The following is a 21,118-nucleotide window of genomic DNA, read 5'->3' on the forward strand; positions in this document are numbered from 1 at the left end:
GCAGCTGTCATGTGCGGTTTGATTGCAGTACGCGCGCTCCACGCCTCCGCCGGCCTGGAACAAAGGGCCAGATCGGCACTGGCGAGCCTGGCCCGACGTGGTCCGGATGCAGAAGGGCTACTCACCGTAGAGCAGGCACCCGCGACCCTGCTCGGCCATCGCCGACTGGCCATCCTCGATACCAGCAGCGCTGCCGAACAGCCTATGCGCTGCCCGATCAGCGGTACGGTGCTGGTGTTCAATGGTGCGATCTACAACTTTGTCGAGCTGCGCGAAGAGCTTCGCGCACTGGGCTGCCTGTTCGTCACAGACGGCGATACCGAGGTGCTGCTACAGGGCTGGCGCCTCTGGGGTGAGGGTGTATTTGCTCGCTGCAACGGCATGTGGGCGGCGGTGCTATGGGATGCGCCCAGCGGCGACCTGATCTATTGCCGCGACCGGCTCGGCGTGAAACCGCTGTACCTGCATCACGATGGGCACCACGTAACGCTGGCCAGCGAAATCAGCGCAATTGCCGCAATACGTGGCGGGTACCCAGCCCCTAACCCAGAGAAACTGTTCGATTTCCTGGTCACCGGCTTTTCCGAGCAAGGCACCGCCACGTTCTTTACCGGCGTTCAGGCGGTACCGCCTGGCCAGGTCTGCCGCATGAGCCGAGCCGGGCGTTTCAGTGCCGCCCCTTATCATGACTGGCCCGAGCCCGGTAGCGCAGAACCGCTGTCGAGCACTGAAGTACGCGGGCTGGTGGAAGATGCAATTCGCCTGCGCCTGCAGGCAGACGTCCCCGTGGCCAGCCTGCTGTCCGGCGGGCTGGACAGCTCCATCATCACGCATGTCGCGCTTGGTGCTAGCCAGCAAAACCGACAGCGGCTGTCGGGCGCCTTTACCTACGGCTATCACGATGCTGTGCAGTCGGCGTTCGATGAGTCGGCCAGAGCCACAGCGTTCATGGGCGACAGTGGTCATGCGGCCTTGCATCGAATACTGCGCTTTAACCCCATCCCCTCAGCCGATGAGCTAATGAACCTGGTCAGCGTCCAGGGCGAGCCGTTCAGCACGCCGTCGGCGATTGCCGGCTTCAGAACCTACCGTGCCATCCGCGAACAAGGCTACAAAGTCGTGTTATCCGGGGAAGGCGCCGACGAGCTGTTCGGCGGGTACACCGCGCGTTACCACGCCCTGGCGACGAGGGATGCGTTCAAGGCGGGCAAACTGCTGCATATGATTCGCCTGCTCAGGTACCGCACTTTCGCGCCCGGCCTGCTCTTGAATCGCCTGGTCTGGGACCTGCCACTGCCTGCGGTGGGGGCATTGCTGCGGCGCAAAAGACCCAGCGTCGGCCTGATGAGCGAGGCACTCTGGGCGTCGCAGCGGCATCGCCTGGAATACCTGCAAGAACGCATGCGCAGCAATCTGGAAACCCGGCTGCGCCAGGATGAACTCGATAACCTGCTGCCCATGAGCCTGCGGATTGCCGACCGCAACAGCATGAGCGCGGGTATCGAACTGCGCAGCCCATTCATGGACCATCGCCTGGTGCAACGCGCCTTTGCCACCCCGGCATTGACGCGGGTGGGTGAAGGGCGCTCCAAGGCGCTGCTCCGGGACGCCTTCAAAGGGCTGCTGCCCGAGGCCATCATCGAAACGCCGAAGAACACCGGTTTCGGTCATGCCGAACAGTTTCTCGTCGGTCGTTTGCCGTGGCGCGAGTTGCTCGATGACCTGCCCTCCGGGCTGGCGGCATTCATCGACGTGGATGGGCTACGCGCCCAGCTCGCCCAGCCCCGTAAGCACAGCACGTTGTGGCTGGCACTGTCAGTCGCGCTCTGGTATCGGAGGTTCCATGCGTGAGCACAGCGCGGACTGGGGGTTGGCAGCGGACTGCGGCCAGTGTCGACTGTGCGGCAGCACCGAGGCACAGCGGCATTTCTGGCCGGAAATCTATGCCCGATCTGGCCAGCAACTGAGGCGTTGCGGACACTGTGCCGCGGTTTATCTGGCACCGGGCTTTACCGAAGCCGGCCTGTCGCGGTTCTATGAAGGCGCCTACCGCCGCCTGTTTCCGGCGGAGGTTCCCTGGCACAGCACCACGCGCTTCTTTGCCTGGCGCGGCGACCGGGAAACTGCCCGCCTGCGTCTGTCGCTGATTGCGCCGAAGCTGCCACAGAAGGCGCATCTTTTTGGAATGGGTTCGGGCTTCGGTGCTTTTCTCGGCGAGGCCTCAATGCTGCGCCCAGACCTGCAACTGACGGCCAGCGAGCCGGACACGTCGCACCGCGGCGCCTTGCTGGCGCACGCGCAGGTCGCGTTCATCAATGACCTGGCCGCCCTCCCAACAGAGCACCTGGACGCGCTGGTAGCGTTCCATGTCCTGGAGCACCTGATCGACCCTCGGGGTTTCCTGGAACAGGCCGCACGCACGCTCCGAGTAGGCGGACAGCTATGGATAGAGGTACCGGACCTGATGAGCGACTGGCAGACGCGCCTGTTCGTGCACCCGGCTCACTTGAGTTACTTCTGCGCCGACAGCCTGCAACGCCTCGCCGAAGCAGCCGGTCTGCAGGTCACCTACTGCGGCGCTCATCCACTGACGGCATTGCCCGGCACGCTGTGGCTTGAAGCAAAACGCCCGGAACGCCTGGTGCAATCCCCCATGGCGCCCGCTGCCAAGGCAAGCGTCAACACCATTGATCAATGGATTGAGCGGGTTGACTGGGGCCTCAAGGACCGCCTGAAGGCCATGCTCAAGCGTGCGGCCCTGAGCCTGCTCGGGGCTGGCGCGCTCGGCGAGCTACAGCGCTGGCGCCAACATCGTGCCCGGCAGCGTCAGGAGCTGCGCCGATGAGGTTCGTGGCGCTGGTGATCATCATACTTTGGGTCCACTTGGGCGACCTTGGCAGTGCCTGGCTGTATGATGGCGGCGCGTGGCCTGGCGCGGGCGTGCTGCGCAATCTGCGCGACCTGCTGGTCATCGTCCTCGCGGGCTGCTGCCTGCTCAGCGTTCGCATGCCGACGCGCCTGCTGCTGCCAATACTGGCCTATGGCAGCCTGGCAATGCTGTACCTGCTGTTCAATCGCGGCGGCGTCTCCTTTGGCATCCTGGTCGGCTCATTCGGCACCCTGCTGATACCCATGCTGTTCTTTCTGGCGGGCTATTACTGCGTCCGGGAACGCCAGCAACTGCACAGTTGTGCCACCCTGCTGGTAGCACTGGGCATCGCCAGTACCCTGTTCGGCGCCTGGGAACAACGAAACACCCATTTCTGGATCGACACGCTCGCGTATCCGAGCTACATGCTGCATGTCAAAGGCTTGCTGCTGGGGGCTCAACCGGACACCGGGCTGCCCTGGAATTTCTACTCCAATCTCGAGCTGGATCGCCGGGCCGCAGGCCTGCTGGCCTCGCCTCTGGCCCAGGGAATGTTCCTCGCCGTCGTCGCGCTGACCGCAATCGCTTGGTTGGAGCGGCGTGCGCGCTGGTTCGGCCTTGCCTTGTGCGGCCTGATGTTCATCGGTATCTGGATGTCCGGGACACGAGGCGCCATGCTCGCGGGCAGCCTGGCGCTGGTCGGCTACCTGATGACCGGCACGACCTTGTTCCGCTCCCGGTATTCGCGTCTGGTGATCGCAGGGTGTGCCTGTATTGCTATCGCCATTGCGTCATACGGCATCGTGCTCATCAGCATCCGATTTCAGGATGGTTCAACCATCGGTCACTGGATGGCCTTGCAGAAAAACCTTCAGGACTTGCCCAAGGTATTGCTGCTGGGAGCCGGGTTAGGTGAGCAAGGCGCAATCGCCGCACAAGAAAGCCGCCCGGCCATCGGTGGCGGTGAAGGGGCCATCTTCAGTATCGCCTTTCAATTGGGCCTGCCCGCCGCCCTGCTCTTCCTGTACTTCTATGCCAACGTCGCGCTGGCCTTGTGGCGCGGCTATCGCCAGCATCGCGAGCCCATGGCCCTGGCGGTTTTCTGGCTGTCGCTCGGTGTCGCCACGACCCTGATCAGTTCCGAGCACGTACTGGCAGTCTCCGGTACCGGCGCTTTCTGGCTGCTCTGCGGTGCCACACTGCGCAGCCTGCCCAAAACACAACATCATGCAGCAGGGATGCGCTATGAATACTCAGCCCGGTAACCGTCGGATCGACTTTCTCGGATGCCCCCTCGACCTGATCGCCCCACACGATCTGATGGAGGAAGCGAAGCGTTCCCTTGCCGGCGAGCGCCGCCTGCACCTGGAGGGCCTGAATGTTGCCAAGCTGGTCGACGCCCGTCGCGCACCGCTGCTGATGGGCGCGCTGAACGAAGCCGAGTGGGTGCATATTGACGGTGCCGGCATTTCACTCGGGCTCAAGCTTCTGGACATACCGGTCCCACCACGCCGCGCAGGCATCGATCTGTTGGGTGATCTGTGCGCCCTGGCAGCGGAAACCGGGGCGTCTGTCTATCTGCTGGGCGCTCGCAGGGAGGTGGTGCAACTGACTGCTCAGCGCTTACTCGGCCGCTATCCGAAACTGCGCATTGTCGGGGTGCGTGATGGTTACTTCAGCGCCGAAGAAGAAGCCGATGTGGTCGAAGCGATTCGCACCAGCGGTGCGGACATGCTGTTCATCGGCATGAGCTCCCCAAAGAAGGAGCTGCTACTGCAGAAACACTGGCAGCACCTTGGCGTAAAGATCGGCATGGGGGTCGGCGGCTCGTTCGATGTGCTTTCCGGCACACTGCCGCGTGCCCCTCGCTGGATGCAAGTCATTGGCATGGAGTGGTTTTTCCGGCTGCTCATGGAGCCCCGTCGCTTGCTATGGCGCTATGTACGGACCAACGTCGCCTACCTGTTTCTGTTGATCGTCGCCAAGTTCAAAGGCCTCTTCCAGCGCCACGCCGGGTCGGGCACCAATGCGTAAGGCACGCCTGGTCAAAGCCGCCCGGGCGTTCGGGCTGAGCAAACGAGGCTTCCCCTTCATGGTTCTGCGCTCCTCGCGCACACCCATGGGGCGCATTCGTTCGGTGGCACGTTCTGAATACTTCGCCCATCGACCGTTGCTGCAGCGCTGGGCCTTGCGCGCCCTCATGACCCTGGCCTGGCCCATCGGTGCCCTGCTGGAAACCCGACGCAACCTGCGCCAAGCACCAGCGGACATACGTCCGAGCAGCCCCTGGGAGAGCGTTCGGCAGGGTTGGCAGATGTGGCGCCTGGCAATGCTGCACAATGTGCCGCCAGTGGAATTCAACAGCTACCGACTCGCCGATAAATCGCGCCAGCACCTGGCCGGCGATTACTTTTACTGGTGCGAGGCAAACCTGCTACGCACCTTGAATACGCGACGCGGCGCCTCGCATTCGGACGTTCAGGACAAGGCGCGCTTCGCTGACATTTGCCAGCGCCATACCCTGCCCTGTATCCCCACCCTCGCCGTATTCCGCGAAGGGCGACAAGACCCTTCGCACACCCCGTTTCTGCCAGACCAGGCCAGGCTGTGGGTCAAGGACCTACACGGCAGCCAGGGTAGCGGCGCGCAACAGTGGCTGCGCGAAGCAACAGGCTACCGCGACATCAATGGCCAAACCCTGCAGCCCACTGCACTGGTGGAGCACTGGCGACAACGCGATTGCATTGTGCAACCCTGGTTGCACAACCATCCCACGCTTGCGGAGCTGTCCCACGGGCCGCTGGTAACACTGCGCATCGTCACCGGCATCACCCTGGCAGGCGAGGTGCAGGTGGTCGCAAAACTGATGATGCTGTTCACCGATGAACACCATGGCAGACGCCGCCCCATCCTCTGTGCGATCAATGCAGAAACCGGCAAGGTCACACGCAGCCTCACCGCCAAGGGCGACGTGGTTACGCATCATCCGTTGACGGGCAAGGCCATCACCGACCTTACGATCCCTCACTGGCAGGCCTGTGTGGAACTGGTGCAACGCGCCCATCGCCAAGCGTTTGAACGTTTCGTCTTTCTGGGCTGGGATGTCGCGGTAACGCCTGACGGTCCCGTGCTGATCGAAACCAACGCCGGCTGGGGATGCTTGTTTCACCAATTGATCGACGACACTGCGCTGGGTGATACGCCCTTTGCCACCATCGCACTGGAACATCTGGAAGCCTACCCATGCGCCTGATTTGCGGATTTGTACATCTGGATGGCCGAGCAGCCGAGGCCACATGCCTGGAGCGCATGGTGAGTGCGATGATCGAGCCAGGCTTGATACCGAGTGTCGCCCGCCTTCTGCAAGGGCCTGCCGCACTGGCAGTACTGGACTTCAGTGGGGGGGAAGCCTCGTTGCCGCACGCCGCAAGCGGTGCGGTGATGGCTGCCGACGCCCGCATACACGAGCCACAGATCGACGGCGAAAGGCAGCTACTGGCAGCGCTGGAAGCCCCCCACACCGAAGCGCTGAAACGCATACTCGGTGAGTTCGCCGTAGCGCTCTGGGATGCACGCTCGCGTACCATGACCTGCGCCCGCGATGGCATGGGGGTACGACCGTTGTTCTTCACCCATCAGCCAGGCAACCTGTTCGCCTTCGGCTCACTCCCTCGGGCCATCCACGCTGGCGGTTTCGTCACCCGAGAGCTTGATCAAGACTATTTCCTGAGTGACCTGCTCAGTGCCTTGCACGGACCGGAGCGTTCGCTTTTCAGAGGCATCGAACGGCTCGCACCGGGCGAGCGGATACGCGTATCGCCGCTGCACATCGAGCGCCAGCATCACTGGCGACTGGAGCCAACCCTCGGCGGGCAGCGTACCTGCAGCCCGGAAGAGGCCGCCGAGGAAATGGCCACGCTCGTCCGCGAAGCAGTGCGTTGCCGCGTGCCTGCCGAAAGACCGGTAGGCGCTCACATAAGCGGTGGCCTGGATTCTTCGTCCCTGGCAGTCCTGGCGGCCCGCCTGCAACGTCAGGCAAACCAGCCACTGCTGGGCTACTCCTTTCTGCCCGGCACCCTGACCGGGCTGGACCTGCAAGGCGAAGGGGATTACGTCGAGGCCATATTGCGTCAGGAGCCTGACATCGCCTGGCAGCCGATACGGATCGACAATCAAGCAGCGTTTGTCTTCCCACGCATGGATGTCGATCAATTGTTACCGTGCGACCCGGCTTTCCCGGATAACCAGGTCTGCGCACATGCCGCCGCTCACGGTGTGACGACCCTGCTGTCGGGCTGGGGTGGCGACGAAGGGGCCACCTACAACGGTCGAGGGGCGCTGGCAGAAGCGTTACTGGGCGGGCAATGGCGCTACCTGGCCGGAGAATTTCGGGCGCTGGCCAACGAACACGGCCAATCCCCACTTCGAACAATACGCGCCGAATTGTTGCCTTACCTCATACCGGGCGCCGCCCTCGCTTTCTTGCGCCAGCGGCCTACCGCCGGGGCTCATCCGTACAAACTGCAAGACATGTTGAAGCTCGACGACCATCGCATCATCGGCCCAGGCATCAGGATTGGCGCCAATGCGGTGGGCAATCGCTGGCAACTGCTTGCGGCACAGCCACACCTGGCGCGCAGGACCGAGCACTGGGCGCTAATGGGCGCGCGCCACGGCATCGCGTTTTCCTTTCCGCTACTGGACCGGCGGGTGGTCGAGTTCGCCTGGTCGTTACCCAGCTCGTTGTTTTGTCGCGGCGGATGGAAACGACGCCTGTTCCGCGATGCCATGGCCAATGTACTGCCCGAGAAAATTCGTTGGCGGCGTAACAAGCTCAGCCCATTTCCTGAACTACTGATGATCCAGGCGGCGCAACGCGACGCGCTGTACGCGCAGATGGAAGCACTGCGCGCCCATCCCCTCGCAGGCGATCTTTTTAACCTGCAGGCGATACAGCGCCGCATCGACCACCTGCCCACGGTCGAGGATGCAAAACACCTCGTGCTGGCCGAGAACCGGACGCGCATGGCCAGCGCAGGCGCCATTGTGCCAATGCCACTGCTGCGCGCCATGGCCTGGTTGCTCCAACATCACTGAACAGGGGGGGGGCCAGATGCTTCCTGGGAAAAACGAGCCAGCTCGCTAAAACCCTGGCTGGCGGGTATGCCGATCACCCCTTGCTCGCCTACGGTCAGCCAGGCATGGGCCAACATGCGGCGACTGCCATCCGTGCTGAGCGCCATACCAAAATGCAGGGTGGAGGCGATACCACGCCGACGCAGCATGCGCTGGGCAGCAATGGCCTGGGGCAGGCATAGCAGCGTCAATGGCAGGTGCCGAGCAGCACGTACCACGGCCCGCCCGACCTGCCCCGGCAATGCAGGGTGCAAGGGCGGCAGCGACGACACTTCACCCCGCTGCGTTTGCCCTGACAACTCCCCGGCCCCTCTGGCGACCCAACGAAACGGTAGAAGCTTGAGCATGACCGCCGCGCACACGAGCGATACCGCAGCCTCCAGCGTCAGCCAGCGGTCGGCGCGGGATATACGCCGATATTTAGCCAGCCAACGCATTGCTGACCGTGACCAAACCGCGCTCATGCAAGGCGCCGAGAAAGGTTTCCAGCTCCTGGCGTGCCACCTCAGGGGTGACATCGTATTCGGCAAGCAAAGTAGCAAGCATGGCCTGCACCATCATCGGCCTTTCCAGAAGCGCCCAAATCCTGGCGCCAACCGCATTGAGGTTGAAGTACCTGCCCAGATCAACGCTCATCATCAACAACTCTTCACCCGCCTCAGCAGCGAGCAACCCTTCGGTGCGCTGGAACACGCCCTCGGAAAGCAGCCTTGTATCGATCATTAACTTCTCTGCTCCATGACTGTATGGGTCATCCGATAAAAACCATTACCGCGCGCGGCTCATAGGTAACCCAGACGCTCCATGAGCGGACGATGGGCGCACACAATGCGCTCTTGCTGTTCCGGGGACAACACCTCGGACCACGCCCCTGCCCGCCCCGAGCGAAAGAACGGCGCGCTGGCTCGACCGAGCTTTTCCTGAAAACCATGCGTCTGCTCCTGGCGCTGCAATTGATCGAACGCAGCAAAGTGCAGGGCACGCTCTATGGCTTGGGCCGACACGTCGAGGCCCAGAAACGCAACAGCCTCAGCAAATGCTGCCGGCCCATTGGCCAGCAAGTCCTCATAACGCAGCAGGTGCACAGGAACATCGCGCTGCTCAAGCCAACTGCTCACATGCTGGCTCCAACTGTACAGGTAGCTATCGAATCGAGCCGCATACCGGCGAGGTACCCGGCCTGCGTCACCAGAGCCGTCATTCAGGTAGCCTATAGCCTTGTCGAGCGAACAGCCGAAATGATGGGCCAGCGACACGGCCACGTCTCGCGGATCGCGAACGACATACATCGCAACACTGTGGGTAAGTCGGCCAAGTATGGGCTCACCGGCAGCGTTGAGGCGCCAAAGGTCGTGCGTTTTGATATAAGAGCGTTCCGTCGCATCGGCTGTTGCCAATCGGGTCCACTGAGGGCGTAGCCGGTCCACTTCGCTGTGGGTCAACAGGCTGGTATCGATAAGTGTCAGCGCTTCAATGGCATGGCGGCTAATGGGCGAGCTGCCCGGCAAGGTGATGTGGTTGATATCGACCGGCTGCTCATCGGCATACAACAGATTGGCCAGCAACAGCCGTAACCAGGTATTGCCTGACTTGGGAAAGGAGGCCAACCACACCACACCGTGGTCGCGTGCTGTCATTTGGCGCTTTCCAGACAGCCCAGCACCAGACGCACATCATCGCCAAGCCGAGCAAAATCGGCATGCCGATCAAGCCGAAACACCTGAACCTGCCCCAGCAGCGCGGCTATCTGGACAAACAACTGCGCATCACGCCCCAAGCGCGACGCGAACAGGCCACGGAATACGTCATTGCGAAGCAACGCGACGGCATCAGCGGACGAGAGCCGCACAAGCCCATGACGGTGCGCCCCCCGCGCCTCGCGCAATACTACGATGGCGTGCAAGGGAACGGGCACCGGCTGGCCTTCACTGGCCGGATCCACGTGAAACTTCTGCAGGCTGGCCCGCACTGCTGCACCCTGACGATCGTTCAGGGAAAGGCGTGCAACGCTATCAGCCCATAGCCGATGCTGACGCCCGTCCGGAATCACCAAGGGCCTGCACGCAGTGGCCGTGTGAATGACCGATACATCATCACTGACAAAACTGCAGCCCGCCTCGCACAACGCCGCCGCCAAGGTGGATTTGCCCACCCCACTCGGCCCGCAAATCGCGACAGCCTGACCGTTAAAAGAAACGGCGGACGCATGCAGCACCAGGCGCTGGCGTTGATGCAGCAGCACACCGACCACGGTACTGAGAAAAAACGGCACAACATCGTCATCGCGGCCAGAGGCTTCGAGCTCGAACTCAACCTGTCGGCCACCGGCAATCAGAAACCGAACGATCCCCGGCACCCGGAACAACACATCGGCACCGTCGACACGCCAATTCAGGCCGTGATCCTGCTCAGGGGTACAAGGCAAAGGAACGGTTGCCCGGCGCACTAGCACATCCGGCTCGCTCACCGGGGCCTCGGCTCTTACGATGCCGGGCAACAGCAACTCGGAACGAACAGACAGCCCACAAACAAGATAATCGACCAAGGCGAACCTACGTGTATTAGCAAAGAACTCATTCAAAATGGCTTGGCCCGGATCGACGACAGGCAAGGCTTCGATCACTCAGGAACCGGCAAGAACAAGCATGCCGCCAGTGAGCTCTAAAAGCCGCGATGAACATTGTAGATGCCTGTCAGCCGTTGAAACACTTCAAAGACAAAGCGCTAACGTACAAAAGCCAAGTGATGTCACTTGCCGAACGGCTGCGCGGGAAGCAGATCAGGAAGGCGGCCCGCTTAGGGCTGAGGACTCACTTGGCCACACGATCTTGCCCGCCTCGGTAAGACTGTTAATGCTTTGATCGCGCACCTCAGGCGTAAACCACTCTTTTTTCTGGCTCTCGGGCTGGGCGCCCTTTGCATCAACAGTATTGTGGGAGGTCACGACCAGTATCCTTTGGCAGGTTTTACTGCGGCCAATCCGCAGTAAAAGAACGATTAAAAGCCTACATAATTGCTTTTTGCTATACAAGACATGCCCGTCAAGGTACTCATGTCGATGGGCGCCAGATCATATGCCAATAGGGACCTGACTGGCCGGTCTGCTCGAAGCCCAGACGCCGGTACAACCGCAGAGCAGGGTTGCTCATCTCCACGTTGAGGCTGACGGTCTTGCCCTGCATGCCGGCCTGACGCTGCACCGCACGCAGCAACGCCGAGCCAAGCCCGATGCCGCAGCTCTGCCGGGTCAGGGATACATCGACCACCCGTACATCGTGATCCGTCCTGAACAGGCAAAGCCTGCCAACAGCGCCTGCATTGTGTTCGACAATATAGAAATCGCCACCGGCATAGGCGTTGGCATAATGACGGCGCTGCAAATCAAACTGGCTGACCAGGAACGTATGCCGCATCTGTTCCGGCCAAGCCGCAAAACCCGGCTCTGCGGCTCGGTTCGAGACGAAAAGCCGTTCCAGGAACGGCCTGTCGTCAGGGTTCTCGCCGCGCAATGCCAAGCCCGATAGCAGATATTCCATGGGCAACATGCGCATCCCCGTCAACTGAAACTAGGGTAAGTACCGTTCCAGCAAATGCAGAACTCAAGCGCTAGATAGGGTTGTCGGTTTTCATGGGGAGCTCCTGTGCCCTGAACGGATAACGTCGTGCCGGAAAGCTGAGTATTCGGAGCCCCTGAGGCATAGGCCGCCATTGCGGCTGGCGGCGCCTGATTCATGACCAATACTCTGGACAGCCATGATGCGTTGGCGTCCGGTGTAGCCTGCATATCGGTTGCCACGCTTGTGAGCACGGGGTACTTAACCGTCACGGAGTGGTTATGGGGGGGTAGCTGAGCCTCGGTCAATGCTACCGCGGCCTGCCCGGTAGTATCGGCCCAGGCGCGGGGGGTCAGGTTTGGGCCTGCACCACTGCCCATGACCACGCGCTGCCTCAGGTCAGGCACCGCGAACGTCTGCTTGCCGTCCCCTCCCCACTTGCTGCCAATGAGCGAGTACAGCGCTGCGTATGCCTGTATCGACAGAACGGTTCCGTCACAGGCCAGCCAGCCTTCAGGGACGTATCCATAAGGAAACGACCTGATTTCACCGATAAAAGCATCCATGTTGAGCTTTCCTGATATCAAGATTGTGTTGGGTAGATACCGACCAGAGCAATGATGTACGTCAAGACAGTGCTGGGCATGACGTTGTTGTGCGCCTGACCTGATCCCACAGGTGCGACGGTGGAAGCGGACAGCTGTACTTGCTGTGAAGAAGCTGCGCCACTCTTGAGGTACTGGGCTAAAGGTGAAACCGTATTGGCCAAGGTCACCGCTGGCCCTGGCGTGGCAGCACTAGCGTCTGAACCCGCAGTCATGATTACATGCGCGTGCGCTGGCATCTGTGACGGGTCCAAGGCCACTACCTCAGCACCACTGGCCACACCGATACCCCTGGCCGTCAGTCCTAATCCCTGCCCCTGCCCGATAGGCACACGACCGCGTAAATCAGGAAGCGCGAATGTCGTCACCCCATTTCCGCCATAGGTCGTGCCAATCACGGAATACAACACCTCGTTGCCGCTGATCGACAGCTGAGTGCCGTCACACGCATGCCAGTTGTCGGGGACTCTCGAGCCAGCAAACAAACGCACTTCACCTACATAACAATCAACCATGTCTTTGATTCCTCAATGCTGGGGTCAACTAGCGTCAGCTGCGTGGCGGGAATATGCCCGAGACGGCAATACAAGGATTGAGCACCAGGAACGGCTGCATGTTTGCATGCGCTGCACTACTGCCTGACACCGATACACTTTCCTTGTTCAGCGGGATCATGGCGCCGGGCGCCCCATAAAGACGTGGGTCACTCACGCCACCCGCTGCAGCGGCATCCGCCAGAAGATTGCCCTTCGGCTGCGGAGCCGTTCCCTCTGCCGTTGATGCATTAAAGGCGTGGGTATGTGCAGGCATTTGTGCAGCAGTCAGCGCGACTGTTTCAACACCCGCCTTGGCTCCAAGTATGTAATCAGGTTGAACCCCGCTATAGTGCAGGGCCGCACGGCCGCGCAAGTCCGGTAGCTTGAACGTTGTTACCCCATTCCCTCCGTACCTTGTCCCAAGCAAGGCATACAAGGCCTGGTTCTGAGCGATTGGCATGTCTCTTCCATCACATGCAAGCCATCCGCTGGGCGCCCAACTCGTCGGAAACCAGCGAATTTCACCCAAAAAATAATCTGACATCCCCCGCTCCTTTCCTTAGAAAAGCATGTAGTTAAGACTCAACTGATTAACCTCAACGCACGCAATGCACATCGCAGCCCAAGGCAATAACGAACCTTGTGCTCACGTGCACTTTTTAATCATAAAAACGCTGGCGATTATTGGGATGGGCCTGGGCAAAAGACGCCACCCTCCGGAACACGGTATCGAGACGGTGTCGACACTTCAGAAGATTGGGTAAACGGAGAAATGGGTTTGCTTTGTCAGTGACGTGACCTGTCGCAATTCCCGAAAAGTGTTGCGCAGTCAACGGCGACATCCGTGCCTCCAATTGAAACGTTCATCCTGTTTTAAACCCGTCGGGAGAACTCCAGCCTTTTCGACGGTTTCGCCTCTACTCCATGGCTGGATTGCCCATGCCACACGAGCGTAAAGTCAAAACGATATCAACGACGGTTATATATCTAGCAGATATCCAACCCAATGCAAATACCTCAAGGCCCCAACAGAAAGGGTATCGAGAGGTACGCGCCAAGTATGTTGGCTCACCGTCTTTTAATGACTCAAATGTTAGATTTTGATTCGAATAGGCAAAATGGCTGGCTGATCTTGCGTCCTAGGAAATGCCCTACGCAGTCTGTCTATGCATGATGACTTGTCCCCGGAAACCCGGCCCTCTAGGCTGGCTTCGTCGCTGAACATACAGCGCTCGGGGTGGTAACCCGAGCGGTCGTAGACATCCATAGACCCTGCTTTATGGCAGCTGTACGCGGGAGGCCTCAGGGCCTGCCGGATGTTCCTGTCCACCGGTTTACCACCCCGCGTATAGCTGCCACCCTCTTTGGCAACTGCCGCCGGCCAAAGGGCTGGCGGGCGCGCTGCAGGCGCTTAACCGACACCCTCGCAGGCCAGCGCCTACACAGTCGCTTTCAGGGGAGCAGCGCCTTGCGTCAGGTAGGCCAGCAATTCGTCGATCGGGAGCGGGCGACTGATCAGGTAGCCCTGCGCCTGATCGCAGTCGAAGCTGCGCAGCAACGCCATCTGTTCTTCAGTCTCAACCCCTTCGGCCACCACTTCCAGCTTCAGGTTGTGCGCCAGGTTGATCATGGCGTGAACCAATTGGCGGTTCTCTTCGCGCTGCTCCATGCCACCGACAAAGCTGCGGTCCACCTTGAGCAAGGTAATCGGCAGGCTGTTGAGGTGCACGAACGACGAAAACCCGGTACCAAAGTCATCCAGGGAGAAACGCACGCCTAGCCGGCCCAGCGCATCCATGGTCTGTTTGACCAGATCGCTACGGCGCATCACGGCCGTCTCGGTCAACTCAAACTCCAGCCAACGCGCATCAACCCCATGCTGGATGATCAACCGGCTCAAAGTGGCCAGCAACTGGCTGTCCTGGAACTGGCGGAACGACAGGTTAACCGCCATATGCAGAGGGGCCACCCCATGCTCACGCAGTGCCTGCATGTCGCGCAGGGCACGGGAGATCACCCAGTACCCCAACGGCACGATCAGCCCGCTCTGCTCGGCCAGCGGCACGAACTCGCTGGGCGGCAACAGGCCTCGCTCGGCATGCCGCCAGCGTACCAACGCCTCAAGCCCGACGATCTGGCCACCCTTCAGGTCAAAACGAGGCTGGTAGTGCAACTCCAGTTCGTCACGGCGCAGGGCGCGGCGCAGTTCGGTTTCCAGGTCGGCCAGGCTGCGCGCATGGCGATTGATACGCTCGTTGAACACATGGAACGTACACCCCTGGGTGCCCTTGGCCTGCTGCATGGCGATATGGGCATGCCACATCAGTGGGTCTGCACCGCCCTCGGCACGGGCATGCGCCACGCCCAGACTGCAGCCAAGCAAGAGGCTTTCACCATCGATCCAGTAAGGCTCGGCCAGCGCTTCGACGATACGTTCAGCCATCCATTCGGCACGTTGCGGCTCACGGCGGGTATCAATCAGCAGGGCAAATTCATCACTGCCCAGACGCGCCACCTGATCACCCGCTTCGAGCTGGCTTTTGAGCCGACCGACCACTTGCAGGATCAGGCGATCGCCCGCCTGGTGGCCCAAGGCGTCGTTGGCGTGCCGAAAGTTGTCCAGGTCGAGGTGGCCAAGGGCGACACCGCGGCCTTCGTTATCGGCCAGGCGTGCGGTGAGCAGGGTCTGGAAACCCTGACGATTGGCGATGCCGGTCAGTGGGTCCTGCTCGGCCAGGCGCTGCAAGGTGGCCTCCAGTACGCCACGCTCTCGCACATGGCGCAGGCAACGCCGCAGGGTATCGGTGCTCAGCGCTTCACGCACCAACCAGTCGCTGACACCCAGCGGCGGCTGCACAGGTTCTTCTTCCAACAGCAGCAGCATGGGCAGGTCGCAACGACCTGGCGCCGGTTGCAGCGCAGGAGTGGCCAGCACCAGCGCATTGCGATCACTGACAAACAAGCTGTCGACCGACTCCCAGTTCGGCGCATTGATCAGCACGGCACTACCGGCCAGCGGCTGCAAGCAGTGTTGCAGCGCCGCGGCCCAGCTAGGCTCATCAGCCAGCAGGAGCAAACGCAAAGGTTCGACAGGCGTAGACAAGCTGGCTCCTTAGCACGTTGACGCAGTCTAAATGACGATGAGTAGCAGGGATGCCCTATCCTAAATCATTAGTAGTAATGATTTTCACTTAAACACATGCCATTCCTTTGCCGACATCCACATACGTTGCAGCGCATCCTGCGGGAAAGTAACAGAACCAGCAAATTTAGATCGCGTGCTACGTCACACTGTCAGACGGTCGCGGCACAATCTCGTCGCGCCTGCTAAAATGCCCGGCTATTTTCAGGCGACCCCAGGTTCCCCCATGTCCCGACTCAACCCCCGGCAACAAGAAGCCGTGAGCTACGTCGGCGGCCCACTTTTGGTGCTCGCCGGTGCCGGCTCCGGCAAAACCAGCGTGATCACCCGCAAGATCGCCCACCTGATCCAGAACTGCGGCATCCGTGCCCAGTACATCGTGGCCATGACCTTTACCAACAAGGCCGCGCGGGAGATGAAGGAACGGGTCGGTACCCTGCTTCGCGGCGGCGAAGGGCGCGGCCTGACCGTCTCGACCTTCCATAACCTGGGCCTGAACATTATCCGCAAGGAGCATCAGCGGCTGGGCTACAAGCCAGGCTTCTCGATCTTCGACGAAGCTGACGTCAAGGCCTTGATGACCGACATCATGCAGAAGGAGTACTCCGGGGACGACGGCGTCGACGAGATCAAGAACATGATCGGCGCCTGGAAGAACGACCTGGTGCTGCCTCCAGAAGCCCTGGAAAAAGCGCGCAACCCCAAGGAACAGACCGCCGCCATCGTCTATGCCCATTACCAGCGTACGCTCAAGGCGTTCAACGCGGTGGACTTCGACGACCTCATCCTGCTGCCGGTAAAGCTGTTCCAGGAACACGCCGACATCCTGGAAAAATGGCAGAACCGCGTGCGCTACCTGCTGGTGGACGAATATCAGGACACCAACGCCAGCCAGTACCTGCTGGTGAAGATGCTGATCGGCACGCGCAACCAGTTCACCGTGGTCGGCGACGATGACCAGTCGATCTACGCCTGGCGCGGCGCGCGCCCGGAAAACCTGATGCTGCTCAAGGACGACTACCCCTCGCTGAAGGTGGTCATGCTCGAACAGAACTACCGTTCCACCAGCCGCATCCTGCGCTGCGCCAACGTGCTGATCTCGAACAACCCGCATGCCTTCGAGAAGCAACTGTGGAGCGAGATGGGCCACGGCGACGAGATCCGTGTGATCCGCTGCCGTAACGAGGAAGCCGAAGCCGAGCGGGTGGCCATGGAAATCCTCAGCCTGCACCTGCGTACCGACCGCCCCTACAGTGACTTCGCGATCCTATACCGGGGTAACTACCAGGCCAAGCTCATCGAGCTGAAGCTGCAGCACCACCAGATTCCGTACCGGCTCTCCGGCGGCAACAGCTTCTTTGGCCGCCAGGAGGTCAAGGACCTGATGGCCTACTTCCGTCTACTGGTGAACCCGGACGACGACAACGCCTACCTGCGGGTGATCAACGTGCCGCGCCGGGAAATCGGCTCGACCACGCTGGAAAAGCTTGGCAACTACGCCACCGAGCGAAAGATCTCGATGTACGCCGCCAGTGAAGAGCTGGGCCTTGGCGAACACCTGGACAGCCGTTTTACTGACCGCCTGCAGCGCTTCAAACGCTGGATGGACGGCGTACGCCAGCAGGTCGCGCAGAACGATCCGATCGCGGCCCTGCGCAGCATGGTCATGGATATCGACTACGAGAACTGGATTCGCCAGAACAGTTCCAGCGACAAGGCGGCAGACTTTCGCATGGGCAACGTCTGGTTCCTGATCGAGGCCTTGAAGAACACCCTCGAGAAAGACGAAGACGGTGGCATGACCATCGAGGAAGCCATCGGCAAGCTGGTGCTGCGCGACATGCTCGAACGCCAGCAGGAAGAGGAAGAAGGCGCCGAGGGTGTGCAGATGATGACCCTGCATGCGTCCAAAGGGCTGGAGTTCCCCTACGTGTTCATCATGGGCATGGAGGAGGAAATTCTGCCGCACCGCTCCAGCATCGAAGCCGACACCATCGAAGAAGAACGCCGCCTGGCCTATGTCGGCATCACCCGGGCTCGCCAGACCCTCGCGTTCACCTTTGCGGCCAAGCGCAAGCAGTACGGCGAAATCATCGACTGCGCACCAAGCCGTTTCCTCGACGAGCTGCCCGACGACGACCTCGTCTGGGAAGGCCTCGACGATGCCCCGACCGAGGTCAAGGCCGCACGTGGCAATAACGCATTGGCGGATATCCGCGCCATGCTCAAACGTTAGATAATCCACCTTTGCCCTGGCACGCTGCCGGGGCCTTTTTGTTACATCGAGGAATTTACCGCCGTGGAAGCACTGCACCAGAAGATTCGCGAAGAAGGCATTGTGCTTTCCGATCAGGTCCTGAAAGTCGATGCGTTTCTCAACCATCAGATCGACCCTGCGCTGATGCAACTGATCGGTGACGAGTTCGCCCGTCTGTTCGCCGACTCGGGCGTCACCAAGATCGTCACCATCGAAGCCTCCGGCATTGCCCCGGCGGTAATGACCGGCCTGAAGCTCGGCGTTCCGGTGATCTTCGCCCGCAAGCACCAGTCACTGACCCTGACTGAAAACCTGCTGACGGCCTCGGTGTACTCCTTCACCAAGCAGACCGAAAACACCGTGGCGATCAGTCCGCGTCACCTGAACAGCAGCGACCGCGTGCTGGTGATCGACGACTTCCTGGCCAACGGCAAAGCCTCCCAGGCCCTGATCTCGATCGTCAAGCAGGCCGGTGCCAGCGTGGCCGGCCTGGGTATCGTCATCGAGAAGTCGTTCCAGGGCGGCCGTGCCGAACTGGACAGCCAAGGCTACCGCGTCGAGTCGCTGGCACGGGTCAAGTCGCTGGAAGGCGGCGTCGTTACCTTCCTGTAAGCCCGCCTGCAGGGAATACAGCATCCCGCAGAAACGACAAAGCCCGCACGCGGCGGGCTTTGTCGGGGGAAGCGTATGGCTTAAAGGCCAGACATCTTCTTGATGGCGCCTTTCAGGTCGTCATCCGAGCAATCGGCACAAGTGCCTTTTGGTGGCATCGCGTTGATACCGGTGATGGCCTTGGCCAGGATACCGTCCAAGCCACCCTGCTGGCTCGCACGCTCTTTCCAGGCAGCAGTGTCACCGATTTTCGGCGCGCCGAGCAGGCCGCTGCCATGACAGGCATTGCAGTGCTTGGCGATGATCTCGTCAGGCGTCTTGGAACCGCCGCCGCCAGCAGAGGCAGCCACTTCCATACCTTTACATTCCTGGCCTTGAACGCAGACCTGACCAACAGGCTCCAGTCGCTTGGCAATGTCGTCATTGGTCGCAGCTTGAGCGCTGACTGCCCAAAGGGCCAATACGGCAGCTGGTACGGCCAGCATTTTCTTGATTAGATTCACACGTACACCCTCATGGTGGCTAGTCACGCCCGCGGCCACGGTTTCGCAGGCGGTCGCAAGTATAACGAGAACCCTGCCGCACTGAAACAACCCTAAAGACCTAAGGGGATTAGACGCGACAATAAGCCGCGCCTGGCCTATCAGAAGTTGGCAGGGGTCGCCGCACTGATCAGCCGCGCCGGTTCATCGAATGGATTGCGGAAACGGTGCGGCTTGGTGCTTTCAAAATAGTAGCTGTCGCCGGCTTCAAGGATGAAGGTTTCCAGCCCCACGACCAGCTCGAGGCGACCTTCCAGCAAGATGCCGGTTTCTTCACCATCGTGCGTGAGCATCTCTTCGCCGGTATCTGCACCAGGCGGATAGACCTCATTGAGGAAGGCGATGGCCCGGCTCGGGTGCGACTTGCCGACCAGCTTCATGGTCACCGCACCATCGGAAATGTCGATGAGCTCGTTGGCCTTGTAGACGATCTGAGTGGGGTTTTCCGGCTGCAGTTCTTCAGAGAAGAACTCGACCATGGACATGGGGATACCCCCCAGCACCTTGCGCAGCGAGCTGATTGAGGGGCTCACGCTGTTTTTCTCGATCATCGAGATCGTGCTGTTGGTGACACCCGCGCGTTTGGCGAGTTCACGCTGAGACAGGCCCTTGAGCTTGCGTATGGCCTGCAGTCGTTCACCGACGTCCAAGGCTTAAGCCCTCCTAAACGAACAAATGGGGTCGAAATTGAACGTTATCATCGCACAGCGTTCAGTATTTACAACACTTCGACCCACTGCCAGTCCGTCCAGTTGCCTCAATCGCCAGAATAGACCAGCGGTACGCGGCGCAGGTTGCAGAAGATCTGGTAGGGAATGGTCCCGGCCTGAATCGCCACGTCGCTGGCCAGGACGTTCTTGCCCCACAGCTCGACCGGGCTGCCGAGGCCGGCTTCAGGTACATCGGTCAGATCAATGCAAAGCATGTCCATTGACACACGACCAATCAGTTGGCTGCGCTTGCCTGCCACCATCACCGGGGTACCGGTCGGGGCAAGACGCGGGTAGCCGTCGGCATACCCCATCGCAACCACACCGACACGGGTTGGCCGCTGGCTGATGAACCGGGCGCCATAGCCCACCGGCTCACCGGCCGGCAGTTCACGTACGCTGATGACTTTCGATTCCAGTGTCATCACCGGCTGCAGGCGCTGAGCCTGGGCTTGCTGCACCTCGAACGGCGTCGAACCATAGAGCATGATGCCTGGGCGCACCCAGTCGCTGGGGATCTGTGGCCAGCCGAGCACCGCCGGCGAGTTGCGCAAGCTGATCTCGGCGTTCAGGCCTTGGCGAGCCGCCTGGAACACCGCGACCTGGTCGTTGCTGGCGCTGCAGTCGAGTTCGTCGGCACGGGCGAAGTGGCTCATCAGGACAATGCGCGCCACCTTGCCGGTTGCCTGCAGACGCTGATAGGCCGACTGATAATCCTTCGGGTGCAAACCGACGCGGTGCATACCCGAGTCGAGCTTGAGCCAGACGGTAATCGGCTTGCTCAGGCTGGCCTTTTCAATGGCTTCCAGTTGCCACAGCGAATGCACCACGCACCAGAGGTCGTGCTGGACGATCAGCTCCAGTTCGCTGGCCTCGAAGAACCCTTCAAGCAGCAGGACAGGGCCATGAATACCGGCCGCACGCAGCGCTAGCGCCTCTTCGATACAAGCCACGGCAAAACCATCGGCGTCGGCCTGCAGCGCCTGAGCACAGCGTACCGCACCATGGCCGTAGGCATCGGCCTTGATCACCGCCAGGGCCTTGGCCCCGGAGAGTTCGCGGGCGAGTTGATAGTTGTGACGCAGCGCTTGAAGATCGATCAGGGCACGGGCAGGACGCATGACGGCAGCCTTCTGGCAGTCTGGTTAGAAGTAA

General features: G+C 60.9%; 20 protein-coding genes. 8 read left to right on the forward strand and 12 right to left on the reverse strand.

The genetic code is table 11. The features are described from left to right. Positions 1-9 precede the first annotated feature (9 nt). From asnB to CS390_RS23875, 6 genes are read left to right on the forward strand one after another with little or no spacing between them, the layout of a single operon-like run. The gene (asnB, locus tag CS390_RS23850; protein WP_099776299.1) at positions 10-1,851 is read left to right on the forward strand and encodes an asparagine synthase (glutamine-hydrolyzing); all 1,842 of its coding nucleotides are present in this window, start codon (positions 10-12) and stop codon (positions 1,849-1,851) included. After that, a complete protein-coding gene (locus CS390_RS23855; RefSeq protein ID WP_099776301.1) occupies positions 1,844-2,845 on the forward strand; it encodes a class I SAM-dependent methyltransferase in 1,002 nt (333 codons plus the stop codon). Before asnB ends, CS390_RS23855 begins: the two co-directional genes overlap by 8 nt. Further along, complete coding sequence (locus tag CS390_RS23860) at positions 2,842-4,134, forward strand: O-antigen ligase (protein WP_099776303.1); 1,293 nt, start codon at positions 2,842-2,844, stop codon at positions 4,132-4,134. Before CS390_RS23855 ends, CS390_RS23860 begins: the two co-directional genes overlap by 4 nt. Further along, positions 4,115-4,903 carry a WecB/TagA/CpsF family glycosyltransferase gene (locus CS390_RS23865; protein ID WP_099776305.1) on the forward strand — a complete coding sequence of 263 codons (789 nt, stop codon included), beginning with the start codon at positions 4,115-4,117 and terminating at the stop codon, positions 4,901-4,903. Before CS390_RS23860 ends, CS390_RS23865 begins: the two co-directional genes overlap by 20 nt. Next, entirely contained in the window at positions 4,896-6,122 is a 1,227-nt protein-coding gene (locus tag CS390_RS23870; RefSeq protein WP_099776307.1) for a sugar-transfer associated ATP-grasp domain-containing protein, read from the forward strand. The genes CS390_RS23865 and CS390_RS23870 overlap by 8 nt, the downstream gene beginning before the upstream one ends. Continuing rightward, positions 6,113-7,966 carry an asparagine synthetase B gene (locus CS390_RS23875; protein WP_099776309.1) on the forward strand — a complete coding sequence of 618 codons (1,854 nt, stop codon included), beginning with the start codon at positions 6,113-6,115 and terminating at the stop codon, positions 7,964-7,966. Before CS390_RS23870 ends, CS390_RS23875 begins: the two co-directional genes overlap by 10 nt. Here the strand turns inward: CS390_RS23875 and CS390_RS23880 are convergent. The 9 genes from CS390_RS23880 to CS390_RS23920 all read right to left on the reverse strand — a co-directional run bounded on the left by CS390_RS23880 (position 7,960) and on the right by CS390_RS23920 (position 15,803). Then, on the reverse strand, positions 7,960-8,442 hold the full coding sequence (locus CS390_RS23880) for a lasso peptide biosynthesis B2 protein (RefSeq protein ID WP_157767165.1): 483 nt from the start codon (positions 8,440-8,442) through the stop codon (positions 7,960-7,962). The genes CS390_RS23875 and CS390_RS23880 overlap by 7 nt on opposite strands. Beyond that, a complete protein-coding gene (locus tag CS390_RS23885) occupies positions 8,426-8,728 on the reverse strand; it encodes a PqqD family peptide modification chaperone (protein WP_099776313.1) in 303 nt (100 codons plus the stop codon). Before CS390_RS23885 ends, CS390_RS23880 begins: the two co-directional genes overlap by 17 nt. Before the next feature lie 59 nt (positions 8,729-8,787). Further along, positions 8,788-9,642 carry a sulfotransferase domain-containing protein gene (locus CS390_RS23890; protein ID WP_099776315.1) on the reverse strand — a complete coding sequence of 285 codons (855 nt, stop codon included), beginning with the start codon at positions 9,640-9,642 and terminating at the stop codon, positions 8,788-8,790. Beyond that, positions 9,639-10,472: a hypothetical protein gene (locus tag CS390_RS23895; protein WP_157767166.1), complete on the reverse strand. Its 834-nt coding sequence runs from the start codon at positions 10,470-10,472 to the stop codon at positions 9,639-9,641. The genes CS390_RS23890 and CS390_RS23895 overlap by 4 nt, the downstream gene beginning before the upstream one ends. Before the next feature lie 583 nt (positions 10,473-11,055). Further along, positions 11,056-11,550, reverse strand: a complete 495-nt coding sequence (locus CS390_RS23900; protein ID WP_157767167.1) for a GNAT family N-acetyltransferase — start codon at positions 11,548-11,550, stop codon at positions 11,056-11,058. Between the two features lie 11 nt (positions 11,551-11,561). Then, entirely contained in the window at positions 11,562-12,125 is a 564-nt protein-coding gene (locus CS390_RS23905) for a phage tail protein (protein WP_099776320.1), read from the reverse strand. Between the two features lie 17 nt (positions 12,126-12,142). Beyond that, positions 12,143-12,679 carry a phage tail protein gene (locus tag CS390_RS23910; RefSeq protein WP_099776322.1) on the reverse strand — a complete coding sequence of 179 codons (537 nt, stop codon included), beginning with the start codon at positions 12,677-12,679 and terminating at the stop codon, positions 12,143-12,145. Positions 12,680-12,713: 34 nt separating this feature from the next. After that, positions 12,714-13,244 (reverse strand): phage tail protein, encoded by a 531-nt coding sequence (locus tag CS390_RS23915; RefSeq protein ID WP_099776323.1) that lies wholly within the window; start codon positions 13,242-13,244, stop codon positions 12,714-12,716. Positions 13,245-14,138: 894 nt separating this feature from the next. Next, entirely contained in the window at positions 14,139-15,803 is a 1,665-nt protein-coding gene (locus CS390_RS23920; protein WP_099776325.1) for a bifunctional diguanylate cyclase/phosphodiesterase, read from the reverse strand. A gap of 265 nt (positions 15,804-16,068) precedes the next feature. Between CS390_RS23920 and rep the strand changes: the two genes are divergently transcribed. Then, the gene (gene rep, locus CS390_RS23925) at positions 16,069-18,078 is read left to right on the forward strand and encodes a DNA helicase Rep (protein ID WP_065759761.1); all 2,010 of its coding nucleotides are present in this window, start codon (positions 16,069-16,071) and stop codon (positions 18,076-18,078) included. A 63-nt stretch (positions 18,079-18,141) separates the two neighbouring features. After that, entirely contained in the window at positions 18,142-18,711 is a 570-nt protein-coding gene (gene xpt / locus CS390_RS23930) for a xanthine phosphoribosyltransferase (RefSeq protein WP_065759762.1), read from the forward strand. Positions 18,712-18,791: 80 nt separating this feature from the next. Here xpt and CS390_RS23935 read toward each other — a convergent pair whose 3' ends face one another. The 3 genes from CS390_RS23935 to alr form a co-directional block, all read right to left on the reverse strand. After that, on the reverse strand, positions 18,792-19,214 hold the full coding sequence (locus CS390_RS23935) for a cytochrome c5 family protein (protein ID WP_176717423.1): 423 nt from the start codon (positions 19,212-19,214) through the stop codon (positions 18,792-18,794). A 140-nt stretch (positions 19,215-19,354) separates the two neighbouring features. Next, positions 19,355-19,903 carry a cupin domain-containing protein gene (locus CS390_RS23940; protein ID WP_065759764.1) on the reverse strand — a complete coding sequence of 183 codons (549 nt, stop codon included), beginning with the start codon at positions 19,901-19,903 and terminating at the stop codon, positions 19,355-19,357. A gap of 107 nt (positions 19,904-20,010) precedes the next feature. Continuing rightward, positions 20,011-21,084: an alanine racemase gene (gene alr, locus CS390_RS23945; RefSeq protein WP_099776326.1), complete on the reverse strand. Its 1,074-nt coding sequence runs from the start codon at positions 21,082-21,084 to the stop codon at positions 20,011-20,013. Between the last annotated feature and the right edge of the window lie 34 nt (positions 21,085-21,118).

The sequence above is a fragment of the Pseudomonas sp. HLS-6 genome (assembly GCF_002753995.1).
Lineage (GTDB): Bacteria > Pseudomonadota > Gammaproteobacteria > Pseudomonadales > Pseudomonadaceae > Aquipseudomonas > Aquipseudomonas defluvii.

Coding starts and splice junctions, on each gene's coding strand:
- asnB (WP_099776299.1), top strand. CDS start 10: ATGTGCGGTTTGATTGCAGTACGCGCGCTCCACGCCTCCGCCGGCCTG.
- CS390_RS23855 (WP_099776301.1), top strand. CDS start 1,844: ATGCGTGAGCACAGCGCGGACTGGGGGTTGGCAGCGGACTGCGGCCAG.
- CS390_RS23860 (WP_099776303.1), top strand. CDS start 2,842: ATGAGGTTCGTGGCGCTGGTGATCATCATACTTTGGGTCCACTTGGGC.
- CS390_RS23865 (WP_099776305.1), top strand. CDS start 4,115: ATGAATACTCAGCCCGGTAACCGTCGGATCGACTTTCTCGGATGCCCC.
- CS390_RS23870 (WP_099776307.1), top strand. CDS start 4,896: ATGCGTAAGGCACGCCTGGTCAAAGCCGCCCGGGCGTTCGGGCTGAGC.
- CS390_RS23875 (WP_099776309.1), top strand. CDS start 6,113: ATGCGCCTGATTTGCGGATTTGTACATCTGGATGGCCGAGCAGCCGAG.
- CS390_RS23880 (WP_157767165.1), bottom strand. CDS start 8,442: ATGCGTTGGCTGGCTAAATATCGGCGTATATCCCGCGCCGACCGCTGG.
- CS390_RS23885 (WP_099776313.1), bottom strand. CDS start 8,728: ATGATCGATACAAGGCTGCTTTCCGAGGGCGTGTTCCAGCGCACCGAA.
- CS390_RS23890 (WP_099776315.1), bottom strand. CDS start 9,642: ATGACAGCACGCGACCACGGTGTGGTGTGGTTGGCCTCCTTTCCCAAG.
- CS390_RS23900 (WP_157767167.1), bottom strand. CDS start 11,550: ATGTTGCCCATGGAATATCTGCTATCGGGCTTGGCATTGCGCGGCGAG.
- CS390_RS23905 (WP_099776320.1), bottom strand. CDS start 12,125: ATGGATGCTTTTATCGGTGAAATCAGGTCGTTTCCTTATGGATACGTC.
- CS390_RS23910 (WP_099776322.1), bottom strand. CDS start 12,679: ATGGTTGATTGTTATGTAGGTGAAGTGCGTTTGTTTGCTGGCTCGAGA.
- CS390_RS23915 (WP_099776323.1), bottom strand. CDS start 13,244: ATGTCAGATTATTTTTTGGGTGAAATTCGCTGGTTTCCGACGAGTTGG.
- rep (WP_065759761.1), top strand. CDS start 16,069: ATGTCCCGACTCAACCCCCGGCAACAAGAAGCCGTGAGCTACGTCGGC.
- alr (WP_099776326.1), bottom strand. CDS start 21,084: ATGCGTCCTGCCCGTGCCCTGATCGATCTTCAAGCGCTGCGTCACAAC.